This window comes from Mucilaginibacter sp. FW306-07-L, assembly GCF_058782065.1.
In genome coordinates, this window is record NZ_JBYSXI010000001.1 from 612,365 (window position 1) to 629,232 (window position 16,868).

Annotated in this window: 13 protein-coding genes; 3 read left to right on the top strand and 10 right to left on the bottom strand. The window is 42.7% G+C overall.

Going from position 1 to position 16,868, the window contains the following annotated elements:
• The first annotated feature begins 200 nt into the window (after nt 1–200).
• Nucleotides 201–785: a tetratricopeptide repeat protein gene (locus AC3WJC_RS02790; RefSeq protein ID WP_492397546.1), complete on the top strand. Its 585-nt coding sequence runs from the start codon at nt 201–203 to the stop codon at nt 783–785.
• Here AC3WJC_RS02790 and AC3WJC_RS02795 read toward each other — a convergent pair whose 3' ends face one another.
• The 3 genes from AC3WJC_RS02795 to AC3WJC_RS02805 all read right to left on the bottom strand — a co-directional run bounded on the left by AC3WJC_RS02795 (nt 786) and on the right by AC3WJC_RS02805 (nt 3,691).
• Nucleotides 786–1,742 (bottom strand): MBL fold metallo-hydrolase, encoded by a 957-nt coding sequence (locus tag AC3WJC_RS02795; protein ID WP_492397547.1) that lies wholly within the window; start codon nt 1,740–1,742, stop codon nt 786–788.
• A 42-nt stretch (nt 1,743–1,784) separates the two neighbouring features.
• Nucleotides 1,785–2,879, bottom strand: a complete 1,095-nt coding sequence (locus AC3WJC_RS02800; RefSeq protein ID WP_492397548.1) for an AI-2E family transporter — start codon at nt 2,877–2,879, stop codon at nt 1,785–1,787.
• 149 nt (nt 2,880–3,028) lie between these two features.
• Nucleotides 3,029–3,691 (bottom strand): SGNH/GDSL hydrolase family protein, encoded by a 663-nt coding sequence (locus tag AC3WJC_RS02805; RefSeq protein WP_492397549.1) that lies wholly within the window; start codon nt 3,689–3,691, stop codon nt 3,029–3,031.
• Between the two features lie 413 nt (nt 3,692–4,104).
• Between AC3WJC_RS02805 and AC3WJC_RS02810 the strand changes: the two genes are divergently transcribed.
• Both AC3WJC_RS02810 and AC3WJC_RS02815 read left to right on the top strand, forming a co-directional pair.
• Entirely contained in the window at nt 4,105–7,119 is a 3,015-nt protein-coding gene (locus AC3WJC_RS02810; protein ID WP_492397550.1) for a SusC/RagA family TonB-linked outer membrane protein, read from the top strand.
• 11 nt (nt 7,120–7,130) lie between these two features.
• The gene (locus tag AC3WJC_RS02815; protein WP_492397551.1) at nt 7,131–8,789 is read left to right on the top strand and encodes a RagB/SusD family nutrient uptake outer membrane protein; all 1,659 of its coding nucleotides are present in this window, start codon (nt 7,131–7,133) and stop codon (nt 8,787–8,789) included.
• A 33-nt stretch (nt 8,790–8,822) separates the two neighbouring features.
• Here AC3WJC_RS02815 and AC3WJC_RS02820 read toward each other — a convergent pair whose 3' ends face one another.
• The 7 genes from AC3WJC_RS02820 to AC3WJC_RS02850 all read right to left on the bottom strand — a co-directional run bounded on the left by AC3WJC_RS02820 (nt 8,823) and on the right by AC3WJC_RS02850 (nt 16,848).
• The gene (locus AC3WJC_RS02820; protein ID WP_492397552.1) at nt 8,823–10,922 is read right to left on the bottom strand and encodes a M48 family metalloprotease; all 2,100 of its coding nucleotides are present in this window, start codon (nt 10,920–10,922) and stop codon (nt 8,823–8,825) included.
• Nucleotides 10,923–11,028: 106 nt separating this feature from the next.
• The gene (gene mgrA, locus AC3WJC_RS02825; protein WP_492397553.1) at nt 11,029–12,018 is read right to left on the bottom strand and encodes an L-glyceraldehyde 3-phosphate reductase; all 990 of its coding nucleotides are present in this window, start codon (nt 12,016–12,018) and stop codon (nt 11,029–11,031) included.
• Between the two features lie 105 nt (nt 12,019–12,123).
• A complete protein-coding gene (locus AC3WJC_RS02830) occupies nt 12,124–13,419 on the bottom strand; it encodes a bifunctional folylpolyglutamate synthase/dihydrofolate synthase (protein ID WP_492397554.1) in 1,296 nt (431 codons plus the stop codon).
• 134 nt (nt 13,420–13,553) lie between these two features.
• Nucleotides 13,554–14,363, bottom strand: coding sequence for an energy transducer TonB family protein (locus tag AC3WJC_RS02835; RefSeq protein ID WP_492397555.1), 810 nt, complete (start codon nt 14,361–14,363; stop codon nt 13,554–13,556).
• Nucleotides 14,364–14,480: 117 nt separating this feature from the next.
• The gene (locus tag AC3WJC_RS02840; RefSeq protein ID WP_492397556.1) at nt 14,481–14,882 is read right to left on the bottom strand and encodes an ExbD/TolR family protein; all 402 of its coding nucleotides are present in this window, start codon (nt 14,880–14,882) and stop codon (nt 14,481–14,483) included.
• Complete coding sequence (locus AC3WJC_RS02845) at nt 14,879–15,583, bottom strand: MotA/TolQ/ExbB proton channel family protein (protein WP_492397557.1); 705 nt, start codon at nt 15,581–15,583, stop codon at nt 14,879–14,881. The genes AC3WJC_RS02840 and AC3WJC_RS02845 overlap by 4 nt, the downstream gene beginning before the upstream one ends.
• Nucleotides 15,580–16,848 carry an HU domain-containing protein gene (locus tag AC3WJC_RS02850; RefSeq protein ID WP_492397558.1) on the bottom strand — a complete coding sequence of 423 codons (1,269 nt, stop codon included), beginning with the start codon at nt 16,846–16,848 and terminating at the stop codon, nt 15,580–15,582. Before AC3WJC_RS02850 ends, AC3WJC_RS02845 begins: the two co-directional genes overlap by 4 nt.
• Between the last annotated feature and the right edge of the window lie 20 nt (nt 16,849–16,868).

Genomic DNA, 16,868 nt, shown 5'->3' on the forward strand with positions numbered 1-16,868 from the left:
GTTCAATTTTTGCGACTAAATATATGCCATGTTGCTAGTGTTCTTATTTTCAGCTATTTGTGTTGAAATAGGCACTTCAAAAACGTTCGGTTTCGTTACACGTGGTGTTCGTTTATGCTGATGCCATACCCGGCTAATTAAATTATTTGCAGGTTAGGCTATAAGCACTATATTTAAAAATAAACCGTTACCCATTTATCGTGATTAAAAGAACACTATATGTTATTGTATTAATGTTGGGTAGCCTGGTGGCTTCCGCGCAAACGGTTGATAGTGCCGCCGTTTTTGATAAATATCTTGATTTGAACATGGCCATGTTTGAGGGTAATGCCGACAATGCTGAACGTATTGCCGAAAGCATTATGGCTGATAGCGTAGCCCTGCCACCCAAAGCACGCGTTAATTATTATAACATTTTAGGTAAGCTTTATGAGGAAAGACAACCTGCCGAGGCCAGGGTTTATTACGAGAGGGTGGTAGCGCATGCGCCTGACTATTATGTGGCCCACCTTGCCTTGGGGTACATTTATATAAAGGATGCTGAGAGTAACGAAAAGAAAGTAAAGGCTAATGCAACAACCGCTAATAAGTGGGCGTATATCAATTCGGTAAAAAAGGCAATAGCACATCTGGAAAAAGCCCAGGCTTGCGACCCGAACGAAGATACCATGAACACTATTACTTCGCTATATAAAAAGATAAATGATACCGCTGGTTTAGCCGGTGTAAAGGTACGCCTCAGTACGTTATCCAAAAACTGCGTCGATCTGCTCGAAACGCAATAGTTAAAGCCGTATGCGCTTACCCTGCTGCGGGAATATCAAATTCAATCCTAACACGTTTTGCTGTTTAAGCTGCTGCTTTAATTTATCGATGTTTTTTTGCGGCGGCTTAACGTGGGTTACTATCAAGTTAAAGCCTTTAAGTTTACCCGCGCCGGTATAATTTTGCAGTACCTGCATTTCTTTCATTAGCCAGTTGGGTGTAAGGTGGCCGAACAGGCTTTTGTCAGGCTGCTCATTCGAGTACGCTACCTCGATCATCATCGCCTTTAACTGTCCTTTGTTAATCAGTGGAGCAACGGCTTGCCACAACTCGCGGAGTTTGGTGCTCTTTTCTATCTCGTCCGGCCCGGTATCGCCCAGGTAAAGTATATAGGTATCGTTGTTTTTTACCAGGTAAGCGGCTCCTGTAAGGTTAGAGTGGCTTAGCGGAAATATCTGTACAGTAAGCCCGGTGCCATCAATTAAAACCGGTTTTCCCGGTTCCATCGGTTTGTATGCGTATTTTTTGAGTGCCGGTTTTTCGCCTTCATCGGCAAAGTTTGCCCAGCTATCCCAGGTAAAGTAATGGGTTTTCATAGTTTCGAGACATGAGGCCAGGCCGTAAATGCTCTTGGTGCTATCCTCGGGAGAGTTGATGATGAGGCCCGAAACATGATCCAGGTGTGCGTGCGAAATAAAGTAACCTTTAATATATTGCTTTAGCACCGTTTCTGCAGATACATTAAAGGTATGCTTGCTTATGGCCTTTTCAATGCCGTAGTGCAAGGTGCCGGCATCCAGACAAATGTAACCGTTGCTGCCTGCTGCGCCAACCATGTAAGCAGACAGATTGCTCTCATCAATACCGCCCTTTACACCCAATGGCACAATGTTAAATGAGGGTGCTTTTGTTTGTGCTGTCGCGGTAGTTGAAAGCCATAAACAGGCCATAAACAGTAAGCAGAATTTACCTGGCATAGTATGTTTTGTTGATGGGCGAAATTACATCAAAGCAAGCTATTATTCGGTTTTCATTTCCTTTTGCGCGGTATCATCATATTCATAATCGCCGCCTAACAGGTAGCCCCAGGGTTTAAGGCTCGGCACACGGTCAAATATGATCTTGAATATGGCGATAACCGGTATAGACAAAAACATACCCGACAGGCCCCAAACCATTTCGCCCACAATTATACCTATAAAGGTGATGAGCGCGTTAAGGCGTACCTTCGAGCCTACAATAATGGGTAAAAGCACATTGGCATCCAGCGCGTGTATGCCTATTACAGATATGGCTACGGTAACCGTTTGCTGTATGCTGCCGGTGGCAAAGGTTACAACCGTACTTAGTAGCAGCGCCGTAAATATGCCAATGTAAGGTATGATGTTGAACAGGCCAACCAGTATGCCTAAAAGAACGGCGTACTTAATATTAAATATCCAAAAAACAGCACAGCTAATACCGGCAACAACCACCATTTCCAGTATCAGTCCTACAATGTACTGGCGCAGTATCTTCTGAATATTTTCAACAATATCCACTACTGTGGATGAATGATCGTCGCTGAATACACGGATCACAAAACGGAAGAGCAACCTGCGGTAAAAAAGAATAAAAAAGGTAAATATCAATATAAAAACATAAAAAAGCAGCAATGATGATACCGCCCCAAATGTAGTACCAAGCACTACCGTACCCGATTCCATTATCTTTTGCGTGGTATCGTGCACGTAATTCATCTGCTTATCAGTGTTAATATGGAAGGAGTTTTCTATCCACCCTTGTATATTGGCGATAGATTCGGTGATCTGCGTTTTCAGCATGGGCCAGTCTGATGCCAGCGACGATATTTGCGAGCCTACCAGGTAACCAACCAAACTTATAAAGCCAATAAATAATATGATAGCGGTAAATGACGATATGCTGCGCGGAAATTTTAGCCTGCGCTCTAAAAAGTTAGCCACCGGCAGTAACAACACTGCGAATAAAAAGCCGAACATCAATGGGTCAAGTATTTCTTTACCCAGTATAATGAGGTAACTTAACGAGATAATGCCAATAAGCACCAGAGCCAGATGTTCATAAAACGGCGGGAGTAATTTTTTGCTTGTCATAATCAGGGGTAAACTTATGTGGCTAACAGCAATTTATACAATATGTTTTGTGGCGGTTAGCTCTCACTGCACAATTGTTTATAGCTATACAGAATATGCGCTTTTGGAATAGTTTTGCCGGATTACGCCCTTGTTTGATTTGCCGTAAATTAATCCGCATTCAAAAGAATGCGGAGATAGGCCGGGTAGGTTTTTGAGCCGCCGGCTGTCAAACTATCGCCTATACAAACAACCACGCTGTAGCTTCCCTTAGGAAAATTATCCTGAATAAAGCGGTTTACTTTGGCTGCGATAAATTGCCGGCCCTCAATGGTCAGGTGTACACCATCCGGCTTTTGCGGGTTGTTGGCACTATTAAATATCATGCTTGATTTACCGGCACTGGGCGTACCCGCCTCTTTAAATTCCTTATTTATATTTAAGTAATAACAATCAAACTTTTTACTGAGGGAATCTATGATCAAAGCAATCGTGTCCGTTCGGCCATTTTTAAAATTATCAGGAGCGGAGATCACATCCGTTCCACGTGGGGGCGGGCTCATCAATAATACTTTTGCCCCTGTTTTTTTTATCTTGTTTATAACAAAGGTAAGGTTGTTAGTATAGGTATTGTAAGGTACCTGTCTTGAAACATCATTAGTACCTATCATTACGATGGCTATATCAGGGTTTGATTGCAGCGCGGTATCAATACGTGCTACCACATCACTTGATTTATTGCCACTTATTCCTTGGTTAATAACCGTTATCATATTTGATTTACGGCATGCGGTCAGCGAAAGTAACAACGGGATGATGTACCACTTTTTCATGATAAAATTTATGTTGTGTAAATATAAATATCGACAGGGATTTTTAGATGTAATCTTATAAGTAATGAGAACATTTATTATAAAGGGCGATGATTGTAACCTTTAAATAGATATCGATCTTCAAAGATTTGTAATTCGACAGGGTTAATTAATAGTTATAAGTAGTGGCTTGAGCTGTTTTTGATAAAACGGTTTAATTGTAACTTGATTTTTACAAAAACGCTATAATGCTGTAAATAAAACGGTTTATCAATATATTTTAAGATAATAAGGCCGGAAGAGATGATTTTCATCGCATCGCAATTTTTTTTTGTTGTGCTTAAATAAATAAAGCCTTAGGTTAGAGTCCGATTTAAGCTATTCGATGCTTGCCCAATCCGGGTAAGTGAATTTTTACCTTACAATTTTATTTTATGAAAGCCATTTTTAACCCGGCGGGGGTGCGTCCGCATGTAAAAAAATGCACATCGAACCAGGGGCCTCCCCTAAAAAAACTTACGGTACTTTTAGCCGTAATTATCACCAGTATGTTAACCTTGCAAGCGTACGCGCAAAAGCAAATAACAGGTACTGTAGTTGATAAGCAAAAGCTATCATTACCGGGTGCTACCGTTAAAATTAAAGGCACAACAACCGCGGTAGCTACTGACATGAACGGCAAGTTTACCATCAGTGTACCCGGCGATAATGCCGTGCTTACCGTATCGTCAATCGGCTTTACATCTAAAGATGTAGCCGTAGGTACACAAACCAATATCAATGTAACCCTGCTCGAAGAATCGCGCGGATTAAACACGGTAGTTGTAGTAGGTTACGGTTCGCAAAAAAAGGGCGAGATTACTTCAGCTACCGGCCATGCCGATACATCTGACTTCAGGCAGAGTGGTTCGCGCAATGCGCTTGACCTTATACAGGGTAAGGTTGCTGGTTTACAAATTACCCGAAGTGGCGGTAGCAATCCAAACTCCGGTGTAGGTATACAGCTTCGTGGCGTAATTTCTGTTAATGGTAGTGCACAGCCTTTAGTTGTAATAGACGGTATACCGGGTGGTAATCTTGATCTTTTACAACAGGATGATATCGAATCAATCGACGTGTTGAAAGATGGTTCTGGTGCTGCAATTTACGGTACCAATGCCAGTGCCGGTGTGATATTGGTTACTACTAAAAAAGCAAAGGCTGGCCCACCTCAATTTAACTATTCAAGCTATGTACGTAAAGAATTTGTGGCAAGAAAGCCGGATTTTTTAAATGCTGCTGAATTTAGGCAAAGGCTTGCCGCAGGTGAGATAAATGGTACAGATTACGGACACTCCTCAGATTTTTTTAATGATTTGGTTAACAAAGGTAATTTGTCACAAAACCATAATTTATCATTACAAGGCGGATCTGACAAGAGCAACTATCGGGTGAGTTTAAATTACCGTAACCTCGAAGGAATTGCAAAAGAAAATAGTCGTACTGAATACACTATCCGCATGAGCATGAACCAAAAAGGTTTCAATAATAAATTAAACACACAAATTAATTTAGTAACAAACATAAACAGAAGCAATTTATTAGGAGGCGGAGGCTGGGAAGACCAGTTTATGCGTAACCCAACACTATCTAACTATAATGATGACGGAACTTTTTACTTTGAAGGTACCAGTACTAACCAGTTTGCACGATTACAACAGGAAACCAATAAAAGACAGCAGCAAACCTCATCCGCTGATGCGAGGGCTGATTATGAGATAACCAAAGGTTTAACAGCATCTGCCTTTGTATCTTACCAGCGTAACAGCTATCTTGATGGTATATACCGTAGTGTTTTTAGCGAATTCTCGCAGGAAAATGATGTATATAAGAATGGTGGCTACGCAGAGCGCGGTACTTATTTAGCTCAAAACTTCGCTTTTGAGCCAACCATTAATTACACTCGCACTTTCGGCGATCATAGCCTTAAGGGTGTGTTTGGTTACAGTTACCGTTATAATGTTGACGAGAGTTTTTCGGCCAGCAATTACGGTTTTTTGAATGATGCTGTTGAAGAAAATAATCTTGGTCTTGGTAGCCAACTTACGGCAGGCAAGGCTGGAATGTCCAGTAATAAAGGTGCCGACAAACTTGTTGGTTTTTTTGGCCGTGTAAATTACTCATATCAGGATAAGTATTTATTGCAATTTATCCTGCGCCGAGAAGGTTCAACAAAATTCGGACCTGAAAACAAATGGGGTAATTTCCCGGCAGTTTCAGCAGGCTGGACGCTTAGCCAGGAAGAGTTTATGAAAAATGCCAGCTTCATTAATTATTTAAAACTTAGAGCCGGCTATGGTGTCACAGGTAATGCATCTGTTGATAGATACCAATCTGACGTTTATTTAGGTGGCGGAGGCTATTATTTGTATCCTGATGGCGAATATCGTGAAACTTTGGGTCCAACAACCAACGCTAACCCGTTTTTTAGGTTTGAACGTAAAAAGGAGATTAACATTGGTGCTGATTTTACATTACTTAACAACAGGCTAAGTGGTACTATTGATGTATTTAAGCGCACAACTGATGGCTTGGTAGATAGTTACAGAACGCCGCAACCTCCTTATGTATTAGATAACATTTACGCCAATGTTGGTAAAGTTTCGGCAAAAGGTATTGAATTGTCATTAAGTTTTGCAGCAATCAAGTATGAAGGATTCAAATGGAATATTGATGCGACTGCAAGCACCACAAAAAACACACTGGATTCTTACTCTAATGATATTTTTACTGTTAATTATCAACCATACGGGGATATAGGTGGATATGGTGCATTAGGCAGGGCCATACGTACTTATGAGGGAGGTGAAATAGGTGAATTTTGGGGTAAACGTTTTGCAGGATTCACAGATGATGGAAAATGGCTGTTTTATAACCGCAATGGTGAAAAGATACCAAATGCTGAGATAAATAATTCGCCTGACAAAAATGTAACTGATTATCAAAAATTAGGGAATGGTATACCTAAGTACTACGCATCACTAACAAATACATTTAATTACAAGGGGTTCGACCTGCGTATATTTTTACGAGGCAAGTTTGATTATAAGATATTAAATACAACAGCTATATCTTATGGTAATAAAGTAAGTGGCTCCAACCTATTACAAAGTGCATTTACAAAATATGCTCAGATCAATGATACTTATATGTATTCAGATTACTACCTGGAGAACGGCTCATTTGTGAAGCTTGACGAGGTTACTTTTGGCTATACCTTTAAACTTAAAACCAAAAGCGTACGTAGCCTTCGTGCTTATGTAACCGGCCAAAACCTGGCTACATTCACCAGCTATACAGGTAATGATCCTGATTTTGTAAATGATACCGGTTTGGCTCCGGGTATAGATGGCCGTGGCCCATATCCAAGTACCCGCACAATTTTATTTGGTGTTAACTTAGGATTTTAAAAAAAGAGCGCATGAAAAATATTATAAAAAATATAAAATATACCGCATGCCTGACTGTTCTTTTAGCAGCAGGATCATGTACCAAGCTTGATGAAAAAGCTTACAGTGTAATACCGGCTACTGATTTTTATACTAATAGGAATGAGATCATATCAGCTGTACTACGTCCTTATACACATGCTAATGCCTGGGCTACACCATCAGGGCAGGATGGTTGGTGGAGGCCGAGTGAGCTATCAGCGGATCAGTTGGCGTGGCCAACTAAAGGCCGTCATGGTGAAGATGGTGGTAAGTGGAAGCGCTTGCACTACCATACCTGGACTAATGATGAGGACGGATTAAATAATGCTTGGGTGTTAATGTACTGGGGAGCTGGTTTATGCACTATACCCATTCAAAATATTGAAAAACGCAATGCGGCAGATGTTGGACTAAGTGAAAAGGAAAAGGGTGAGTTTATTGCAGAACTAAAGTTGCTACGTGCTTATCACTTTTTAAAGTTGATGGATCTTTTTGGTAATATACCTATTACTACAATTGTACCGGATGGTCCAACCACAGACTATCCTACCAACCTTTCTCGGAAAGAGGCTTTTGATTTTATTGAAAAGGAGATTTTAGATAATGTAGAAAAGGCACCAAAACTATCTAAAACAATGCTTGGCCGTATGAGCCAGGCAGGTGGTTATGCAATGCTGGTTGAGCTTTACCTGAATGCTGAGGTTTGGACAGGTACCCCACGCTGGGATGATTGTATTGCCGCTGCCAACAAGTTGATCAACAATCAGGCAGGTGGGCTTAATGGTGCTATGGAGCTTGATGCTAACATTACTGATGCTTTTAAGCCAAATAATGATCTGTCAAAAGAAGCTATATTTTCAATAGCTTATGAGTTTCAACGTGCTAATTTTCAACCATCATGGACCGGTGATTTCTATCACTTCCAGCAACGATTTATCTACGGTGGTGGTCGTAATGGTAACGATGGTGTAGTGGTTGTTCCTGGTAACTATACTAAGTTTGATGACAAAGATTTGCGTAAAAAAGAATGGATATTAGAAGGGCCAATGACACGTTTTGATGATGGCAAGCCTGTTATTGCAACAGGTGGTAATGAATATGATGGGCAGCCATTGGTATTTGTTGATAACATTAGGCGTAACAAATCAGGCGGTACTTCGTCAACCATGAGCGATGGTGAAGAAAATAGTGGTGTGCGATTTAATAAATATAAACTGGGTAATGAGATTCCTGGTTTTGATGGCACACCTCCCAATGCTAATTATAACAGCACTGATTGGCATTTATACCGATTAACATGGATTTATTTTGCTAAAGCCGAGGCTATTATGCGTAAAAATGGTGGTGCTGCTACTGCTGAAGCTGTACAACTGATTAATGATAGCAAAAAACGTGCTTACAGCGCTGCCGATTGGGAAGGTAAAGCTTATACTACGGCTACTTTAACAATGGACGAATTGTTAAACGAACGTGGGCGCGAGTTCATTTTTGAAGGTTTCCGCAGGGATGACCTGATACGTTTTGGTAAGTTTACTACCGGTAGCTGGTGGGATCATCAACCAAGCACTGCCACAAGGAGTTTATTTGCTATTCCTCGTCAGCAAATTGATTTGAATCCTAAATTGAAACAAAATCCGGGATATTTATAGTAAATGGATTTGATTAATAACAAAAAAGCAGGCCTACAAGCCTGCTTTTTTGTTTAACAAGGTTAGCTGAAACTCCAGTAGCTGCTTTTTTAGTTTGAATATCCGCTCGGTAATTATATCCAGGTAGCTTGCCAGGGCTGTTTCAAGTATGGCTATGGCATCGTTGTCATAGTTGGGGTGCACAAAGTACGCCCGGTTGTTTGAGCAGTATTTTTCAATGGCTTCTGCCTGTTCAGTATCTATAACCACTTTATAAGTGTCATCCTGCGTGATCTGCTGCAAGCGGGATTTTAAAGATTTTTCTATTTCATACAATTCCTTTACTGCGCGCTCAATTTCGGTATAAGGCATGGTGTTAAATAACGGCGACAATGCCGCCCAAACCTTGTTGTATATATCATAATCGCCATTGCTTTCCTCCTGGTAATTAAATAACTGCTGATATCCCTCTTTCAGCTTTTGTTTTTCAAGCTCATCGGCATTGTTGTAGGCATGGATAAACAACTGCTTATCCATGTCCTTTATCTGGCTTTCCACATCCTGTAATTCGCCGGTAAGTATCTCCTTTATGGAGGCGGCCTCAGCATTATTATATTTTGATCCTTTAAAGTCAAAGGTTTTAACGCCCGCTTCAATACGTTTTTCAATGATGGCATCCAGTTTAGCAATATCATCCGCTAATGATAGCGTGCGTTTTTGCAGGTTGCTCTTTTCATCGGTAAACAGCTCGTTAAAAGGGGTGATAGCAGTAGTTTGTGCTTGCGCTATGGCTTCATTTACATCAAAAGCGTTTATCAGGCGGCCATTGTAAAAGCCTCGATACCCCGGGTGATAGCTGTTTTCTTCTATTACTTTATAGTATTGTGATTTAAAACTCTCCAGGCCTGTTTTTTCAAACTGATTGCTGTCGGTAACCGAGTTATACATCTGATCAGTAAATGTACACTGCAGTTGCATGGCATTATTAAATAGTGACCAGGCGCTCTTATTATCAACCGGTTGCTGAATGTTAAGCGCCTCAAGAGCGGCCTCACGGTCGCGGCTTGACGGATGCGATGCCCACTGGTTTTCAATAACCACCTGCTCATTATCGAGCTCGGCAATGCGGTGATTTACTACGGGCAGGCCGTTGCTATCAGTTTCAAGCCGGTTAAGTTCCGAGAAGTAGCGGATGATCTCGCCATGTTGCGGGTAAAAATTATCAGCACGTTTTTTATTTTTTATCTCACCGTCCCAATAATTTAAAATGGTATCGTAACAGATATTGCCAATATCCAACCGCCTCGATGCGGTAATGGCATTGTTTGACCCGGCAACATAGGCTGATATAGCATCAGCATGAAACTCCATTTGCCTTGAAAGGCTCATCTGGTTTTTGTTTAAAAACACATATACCTTTTGCAGGATGAATTGTATGCCTTTAATGATCTGCACATTCAGCCATGCTGTAGCTCTTAATACAGCGTGGAAACTGGCCCAGCGGTCAATAATATGTTCGTAGTTTTCATTATCATACAGCATGTTATGGATCACCTTGTTCATATTATAAACATAGCTGCCGAACTTCATGCTGCGCTGCGAGAAATGCCCGAACTCGTGTGCCAGTACCGCCCGGAATTCCGACCGGTTAAGGCTGTTTATCAAACCTAAACCAATGGTGAGGTTTTTTTTAACCGGTAAAAACATGCTCCAAAAAGTAGAATCATAACTTACATAAGCGTTTACTTCGGGCGAGAGGTAAACATGTTTTGGAAAATCCGTACCGGTTTCGGCAGTTAGCTGCCTGATAAAGCTGAACAGTTCGGGCTGGTCGTTTTCAAATAGCTCAAAGCGCTCGCCGGCATTATCACCGGTTTTTTTAAACAGGAATTTAATAACGAAGAAGATCAGCATCAAGCCCGAAAAAATAAGCCCCACACCTAAAGCGAGCGTAATAAAGTGAATTTTTAAATACATCAGGCCTACACCTAAAGCACCAAATATTACCGCGCAAACTATGGCTCCTAACAGCAGGAATATATAAACAATAACAAACAATACAACGGCATTTACCGAACGCGCTATTTGCTGCCTGAATGCTTTTGAAGGTTGAATAACCGATTTGTCGGGTTTGGCGTATGCTGTAGTATCCATCAAAAATAAAGTAAAGGTTTTACCGGTTTAAAATAAAAAGTTTTTGCTTATAAACACAAACGGCCATGTAGTAATTACATAGCCGTTATGTTAAGTTTATCGCTTATTACTTCAAAATACCCTCAATGCTTGCCAGTTCTTCGGCAGAGAATTTAATTTTATCCAGCGCTTTCAGCGAGTCGGCCAGTTGTTCCGGTTTGCTGGCACCTATCAGCACGGAGGTAACCCGCTCGTCCTTTAGTAACCAGGCCAGCGCCATTTGCGCCAGGCTTTGGCCGCGTTGTACGGCAATATCATTCAGTTGTTTTATCTGGCTGATACGTGCTTCGGTCACCTGGTCTTTTTGCAGAAAACCGGTTGATTTCGCCGCACGCGAATCTTCAGGAATGCCGTTCAGGTATTTGTTGGTAAGCAAGCCCTGGGCCAATGGTGAGAAGGGGATACAGCCTACACCGTTATCTTCCAGTACATCCAACAAACCACCTTCAACCCAACGCTCAAACATGGAATATTTTGGCTGGTGGATAAGGCATGGCGTACCCAGTTGCTTTAATATTTTAATGGCTTCGGCAGCTTGATCTGCCGGGTAGTTGGATATACCCGCGTACAAAGCCTTGCCCTGGCGAACGATCAGATCAAGTGCCTGCATGGTTTCTTCAAGCGGCGTATCAGGATCGGGCCGGTGATGATAGAATATATCGACATAGTCCAGCCCCATGCGTTTCAGGCTTTGATCCAGACTAGCTACCAGGTATTTTTTGGAACCCCAGTCGCCATACGGACCATCCCACATGGTATAACCGGCCTTGCTGGATATGATCATCTCATCACGATAGCCGCTGAAATCAGCCTTCAGTATCTTGCCAAAATTCTCTTCGGCCGATCCTGGAGGCGGGCCGTAATTGTTGGCCAGGTCAAAATGTGTTATGCCGCTATCAAATGCCAGGTGCAGTATTTTTTGATAGTTATGGTAAACATCTACATGCCCAAAGTTATGCCATAGGCCTAATGATATGGCCGGGAGCTTTATACCGCTTTTGCCGCAGCGGCGATATTGCATATTTTGATATCTGTTTTTTGCAGGTTGATATGTCATGCTGTTTAATGAGTTGGTTGTGGTAAAAATAGGCTTTTATCGCAAATGCTTACCCGAAAAACACAATGCTTTCTTATTGTTACAAAAGGGGAGGGAAAGGCTTTCTTACGCCACTATTTCGGCTACAACAAAAGTACTTCCACCGGCAAAAACGAGGTCGTTACTGTTGGCCGCTGACTGCGCCGCCTGGAGTGCCGCCTTTACCGAAGTATAAGTATCACCGCTTAAATGGAATGATACGGCCTTTGCCTGTAATTCTTCCGCAGTAAGCCCACGTGGTATATCTGGTTTGCAAAAATAGTAGATGGCATTTTGCGGCAGCATGGCTAATACTTTGGTGATATCCTTATCGTTCACCATGCCTATTACAAAATGGAGCTTGTTATAATTTATTGCAGCTATATTTTTCAGCACTTCGACAATACCATCCGGGTTGTGCCCGGTATCGCATATAGTAAGGGGAGAGGTGCTCAATACCTCCCAACGGCCATGCAAGCCGGTTAATAGTTTTACCTGTTTAAGCGCTTGTTCAACATGCTCATCAGTTATGTTGAAGCCTTGGGCACGTAATTGCTCAACCGCTTCTAAAACGCCTTTTATGTTCTTTTGCTGATAGGTGCCGGTCAGGTCAACATCCAGTTTATAAGTTTGCTGCCCCTTTTTTGCAGTGATGGTTTTGTGTATTAAAGCATCATGCTGCTGACCGGGAACTTCTACCTGCCAATTATCGGCAGCAAAAGTAATTGGAGCGTTTAGCTCAGCGGCCTTTTTAATAAACACACTGGCAATCTCTTCCTGCCGTTCGCTGATAATTACCGGGATATTTGGTTTGATGATACCGGCCTTTTCTCCGGCTATCTCAGGCAGGGTGTTGCCGAGCATGTTCATATGGTCCCAGCCGATATTGGTAATGAGGGATAGCAGGGGCGTGATCACGTTGGTTGAATCGAGCCTGCCGCCCAGGCCAACTTCAATAATAGCTATATCTACCTGCTCTTGAGCAAAAATATCAAAAGCCAGGGCAACCGTCATCTCGAAAAAAGAGGGTTGTATTCGCTCAAAGTCCGCCTTGTGTTTTTCAACAAAATCAACCACCGTTTGCTCGGCAATCATTTGTCCGTTTATACGGATGCGTTCCCTGAAATCCTTTAGGTGAGGGGAGGTGTACAGCCCGGTTTTATAACCGGCTGTTTGCAGTATGGCGGCCAGCATGTGCGAGGTTGACCCCTTACCATTGGTGCCGGCAATATGTACACTCTTAAATTTTTTATGCGGATCGCCCAGCAGATCACAAAGGACAAAGGTATTATCCAGACTGTTTTTTATGGCCGCTGCCCCGATGCGCGTAAACATGGGTAGCTGACTGAATAAATAGTCGATGGTCTCAGCGTAGGTGGTCATAGTATGGGCAGTAGTCAATGGTCATTGGTCAGTTGACAATGGTCATTAGTCATTGGGCGGTGGTCATTAGTCATAAGGTTGAATACTTAATTAACTAATGTCAAATGACTGATGACTAATGACCACCGCCCAACTTATCTCGCTTTAAATACAAATACCTGGGTGTACTTACGGCCGTCTGCCGTACTTGATGATGGCGTTACCTTGGCATTACGTACGGCTTGTACACATTTGCTAACCAATTCATCATCTATGAGGGTAGTACCACGACCAACACCTGCATTAACTACATTGCCGTTGTTATCTACAGTGAATTCAATAACAACTTTGCCATTGTAACGATTGCCTACATCCGGTTTTGCAGGTGCCCTGTCCCAACCCGGTGCGGATGTTGCACCGCCGCCGCCGCCCGAGCCTGTACCATCATAACTGTTGGTGAGTGTTGTACCGGTGGTTTTGCCCTGATTGCCGGGTGTGCTGCCTGTACCATCGCCGCTGCCGGTGCCGTTGTTGGGCTTACCTTTAAACAGGGCATTTTGGTTTATTACCGGTTTGCTTTCTGTTTTGTTAGGTTTGGTGGCTACCGTTGGGCTTGGTTTTTTGGTGTTCGCGGTTATTTCGGGCGCGTCCTCATTATTTTGGGTAACTACGTCCTTATCGCTGTTATCCAACTGTACCTTGTCTTCAGTCGGCGGGTCAGGGGTAACTTTATCAGGACGGGTGTTGTTAGCTTTTTCGGCTACGGATGGCTCTTCCATACTCATGTAGGCATCGCCCATACCTTCGTCAACTGTGCCGTAATTTACCAGGATACCCCCGGTACCATCCTCCTGCTTAGGCAGCGAATGAAACACAATAAAGTAGCTAAGCGCAAGCACTATGCCCAGTATAATACCCGTTGCCAAAAATGCTTTAGGGTAATTATTTTCTTCGCGGTAATCCATTTTTTGATTTCGGATTTCGGATTTTCAATTTCGAATATTATTTACTTAGGAGATTCATTTTCGTTTTCAGATTAAAATATGTTAACCGTCAACTACAAACCGCCCACTGCAAACCGATTAACCTTTCTTCTCCGTTGCTAATACCAGTTTAATGTTTAGTTTTTGGGCTATATCCATTACCTGTACTACATCCTGTATAGCTACGGTACGGTCAACGTATAATACGATGGTCAATTCTGTTGCCAAACTTTTGTAGCCGCCCAAGGTAGCTTCCAGTTGGTCTACCGGTGTTTCTTTTTTATCAATGTAATATTTTAAATCCTTGGTTACCGAAACCGTAATGGTTTTTTTTGAAACAGATTGCCCTGATGATGATTTAGGCAGCATCAGCTTAATTACGTTCGGGTTGGTAACGGTTGACGCGATGAGGAAGAACAGCAGCAGGAAAAACATGATGTCGTTCAGTGCCGAGGTGTGTACCTCTGCCGTCGCGCCCCGTTGTCTTTTTCTCAAATTCATTTGCTTGGCTCTTCTAACAGGTCAATAAATTCAATAGCGTCAGTTTCCAGTTTTAATATCACTTTATCAACCATCATGTTAAGTACGTTGTAGCAAATGTAAGCTACGATACCAACAAACAAACCCGCGGCCGAGGTAACCATTTTTACGTATAAACCGCCTGATATTACACCCATGCTGATGTTATCAGTTTTTGAGATGTTATAAAAGATCTGGATTACACCCGCGATAGTACCCAGGAAACCAAACATGGGCGCTATACCCGCTACAATGCCAATGATGCCGATGTTTTTTTCAAGCTTTGATACCTCAAGTTTGCCTACGTTCTCAATAGCGCCTTCAATATCTTTTATCGGGCGGCCAATGCGCAGTAAGCCTTTTTGCAGCATACGGCCAAGCGGTGTATTGCTGTTGCGGCATAATGCTACGGCTGATTGCAGGTTGCCCGACATGATGCTGGCACGAACCTGCGCCATCAGGCTCGATTCATCTTTAGAGGCTTTGCGGATAGTAAAAAAGCGTTCAAAAAATATAACCAGGCCCAATACCGCTAAAATACCGATCGGTATCATTACCCAGCCGCCTTTAAGCAACAGGTCGCCAAAGCGCAAATCATCTGCCGGTACGGTTGGTACCGCCGCGTTATTCACTGTATCCGCCATTTGTGCAGCCGTATCTGCAATCTGTAGTAATAGTGTCATCGTTTTTTAGTAATTTCCAGGGTGTAAGCATCATCCCTGACTTTTTTTGATTTTATAAGTTTGTTTTTTTCTGTGAGTGCTTCTGCAAGTGTTTTGTAAGTGCCTATAACTACCTTACGTTTTTTACCATAACCGGGCTCCGCTAAAATATGGGCTTCAAGGCCTAACTTTTTATAGTTTACGATACATTTTTCAGCCTCTTGAACGGTAGCGAACGAGCCGCCAATAATTACCGTGTAAGGGTAACCTGTTGCCGGGGCAGTTGCAGCCGGTTTAGTGGCAGGTTGTACAGCTTCAGGTTGTGGTTTTACCGCCTGAACTCCTGCGCCTGGCTTTTTTACTGCGGCAGGGGAATCAATAACCACTGTTTTAACCGAATCGTTCAGGCTCATGTTGGCCTGCGGTTCAGTTGTATCGCCAGTTTTAGCCAATGCCCCAGGAGTATTTTCCGGTTCAACCGTGGCTGTGTCAACACTATTGGCCAGGCTATCAGTAGTTGGTATTACGGTAGCCGCCCGGTTATCACCATCCAAGCCTAACAATCCCGGGTTATACATATACAGCCCAATGCCGGCAATAGCCAACAGGGCAACAACAATAGCCGTAATTACCCAAACGTTTAAACCCCGCTTTTCGTCTTCTACAAAACCGGCTTCCGGTGTTTCTGTTACCGGTGCTGTATGCTGTGTAACAGTTTGCTGCGCATCAGGTGTAACTGTAATTTGCGGTGCTATGATAGCAGGCTCATTTACCTGTGGTTGTTCTACAACCGGTTGTTGGCTAACCGTTTGCGGTTCATCCATAACCGGGGGCGGCGGTGTTAATACAACTGTTGTTATTTTAACCTTTTGCTGTCCCTTTTTAGGCAGATGCAATGCAGGTAAACCAAAGTTTACCGTATTGCCTGCGGCGGTATCAGCATTTTTAAAAACTATCTGGAAACCATCGTTACGCAGCCAGCCCTTATCGGCCACAGCAAAATCACGAATGGCGGTTTCCTGTACTACATCGTTCACATAGCGGTCAACAAAATACCTTGCTGATGCCATGGAGATGTTCTTTTTTTGTGAAATGAAGGCGGCAAAAGCATCATCACCGTTTACAGGCTTTTGCTCAAATTCCAGCTTTTGCCCCGGTGGATAGATGCGCGCCTCATCAGCCTTGTATGTGGCATTTACCCGTGCGTAGAAGAAATGGCCCAAGCCCGGTACGCTTACCTCACCACGCTGCCCAAGTAAATCAATTAAGTAGTAGGCTAAGTCCATTCCCGTAAAAGTACGGTTAA

Bases quoted from the DNA above. Each gene is read 5' to 3' on its own strand.
- AC3WJC_RS02835 (WP_492397555.1), bottom strand. From the start codon at position 14,363: ATGGATTACCGCGAAGAAAATAATTACCCTAAAGCATTTTTGGCAACG.
- AC3WJC_RS02840 (WP_492397556.1), bottom strand. From the start codon at position 14,882: ATGAATTTGAGAAAAAGACAACGGGGCGCGACGGCAGAGGTACACACC.
- AC3WJC_RS02805 (WP_492397549.1), bottom strand. From the start codon at position 3,691: ATGAAAAAGTGGTACATCATCCCGTTGTTACTTTCGCTGACCGCATGC.
- AC3WJC_RS02815 (WP_492397551.1), top strand. From the start codon at position 7,131: ATGAAAAATATTATAAAAAATATAAAATATACCGCATGCCTGACTGTT.
- AC3WJC_RS02830 (WP_492397554.1), bottom strand. From the start codon at position 13,419: ATGACCACCTACGCTGAGACCATCGACTATTTATTCAGTCAGCTACCC.
- AC3WJC_RS02800 (WP_492397548.1), bottom strand. From the start codon at position 2,879: ATGACAAGCAAAAAATTACTCCCGCCGTTTTATGAACATCTGGCTCTG.
- AC3WJC_RS02795 (WP_492397547.1), bottom strand. From the start codon at position 1,742: ATGCCAGGTAAATTCTGCTTACTGTTTATGGCCTGTTTATGGCTTTCA.
- AC3WJC_RS02810 (WP_492397550.1), top strand. From the start codon at position 4,105: ATGAAAGCCATTTTTAACCCGGCGGGGGTGCGTCCGCATGTAAAAAAA.
- AC3WJC_RS02850 (WP_492397558.1), bottom strand. From the start codon at position 16,848: ATGGACTTAGCCTACTACTTAATTGATTTACTTGGGCAGCGTGGTGAG.
- AC3WJC_RS02820 (WP_492397552.1), bottom strand. From the start codon at position 10,922: ATGGATACTACAGCATACGCCAAACCCGACAAATCGGTTATTCAACCT.
- mgrA (WP_492397553.1), bottom strand. From the start codon at position 12,018: ATGACATATCAACCTGCAAAAAACAGATATCAAAATATGCAATATCGC.
- AC3WJC_RS02845 (WP_492397557.1), bottom strand. From the start codon at position 15,583: ATGACACTATTACTACAGATTGCAGATACGGCTGCACAAATGGCGGAT.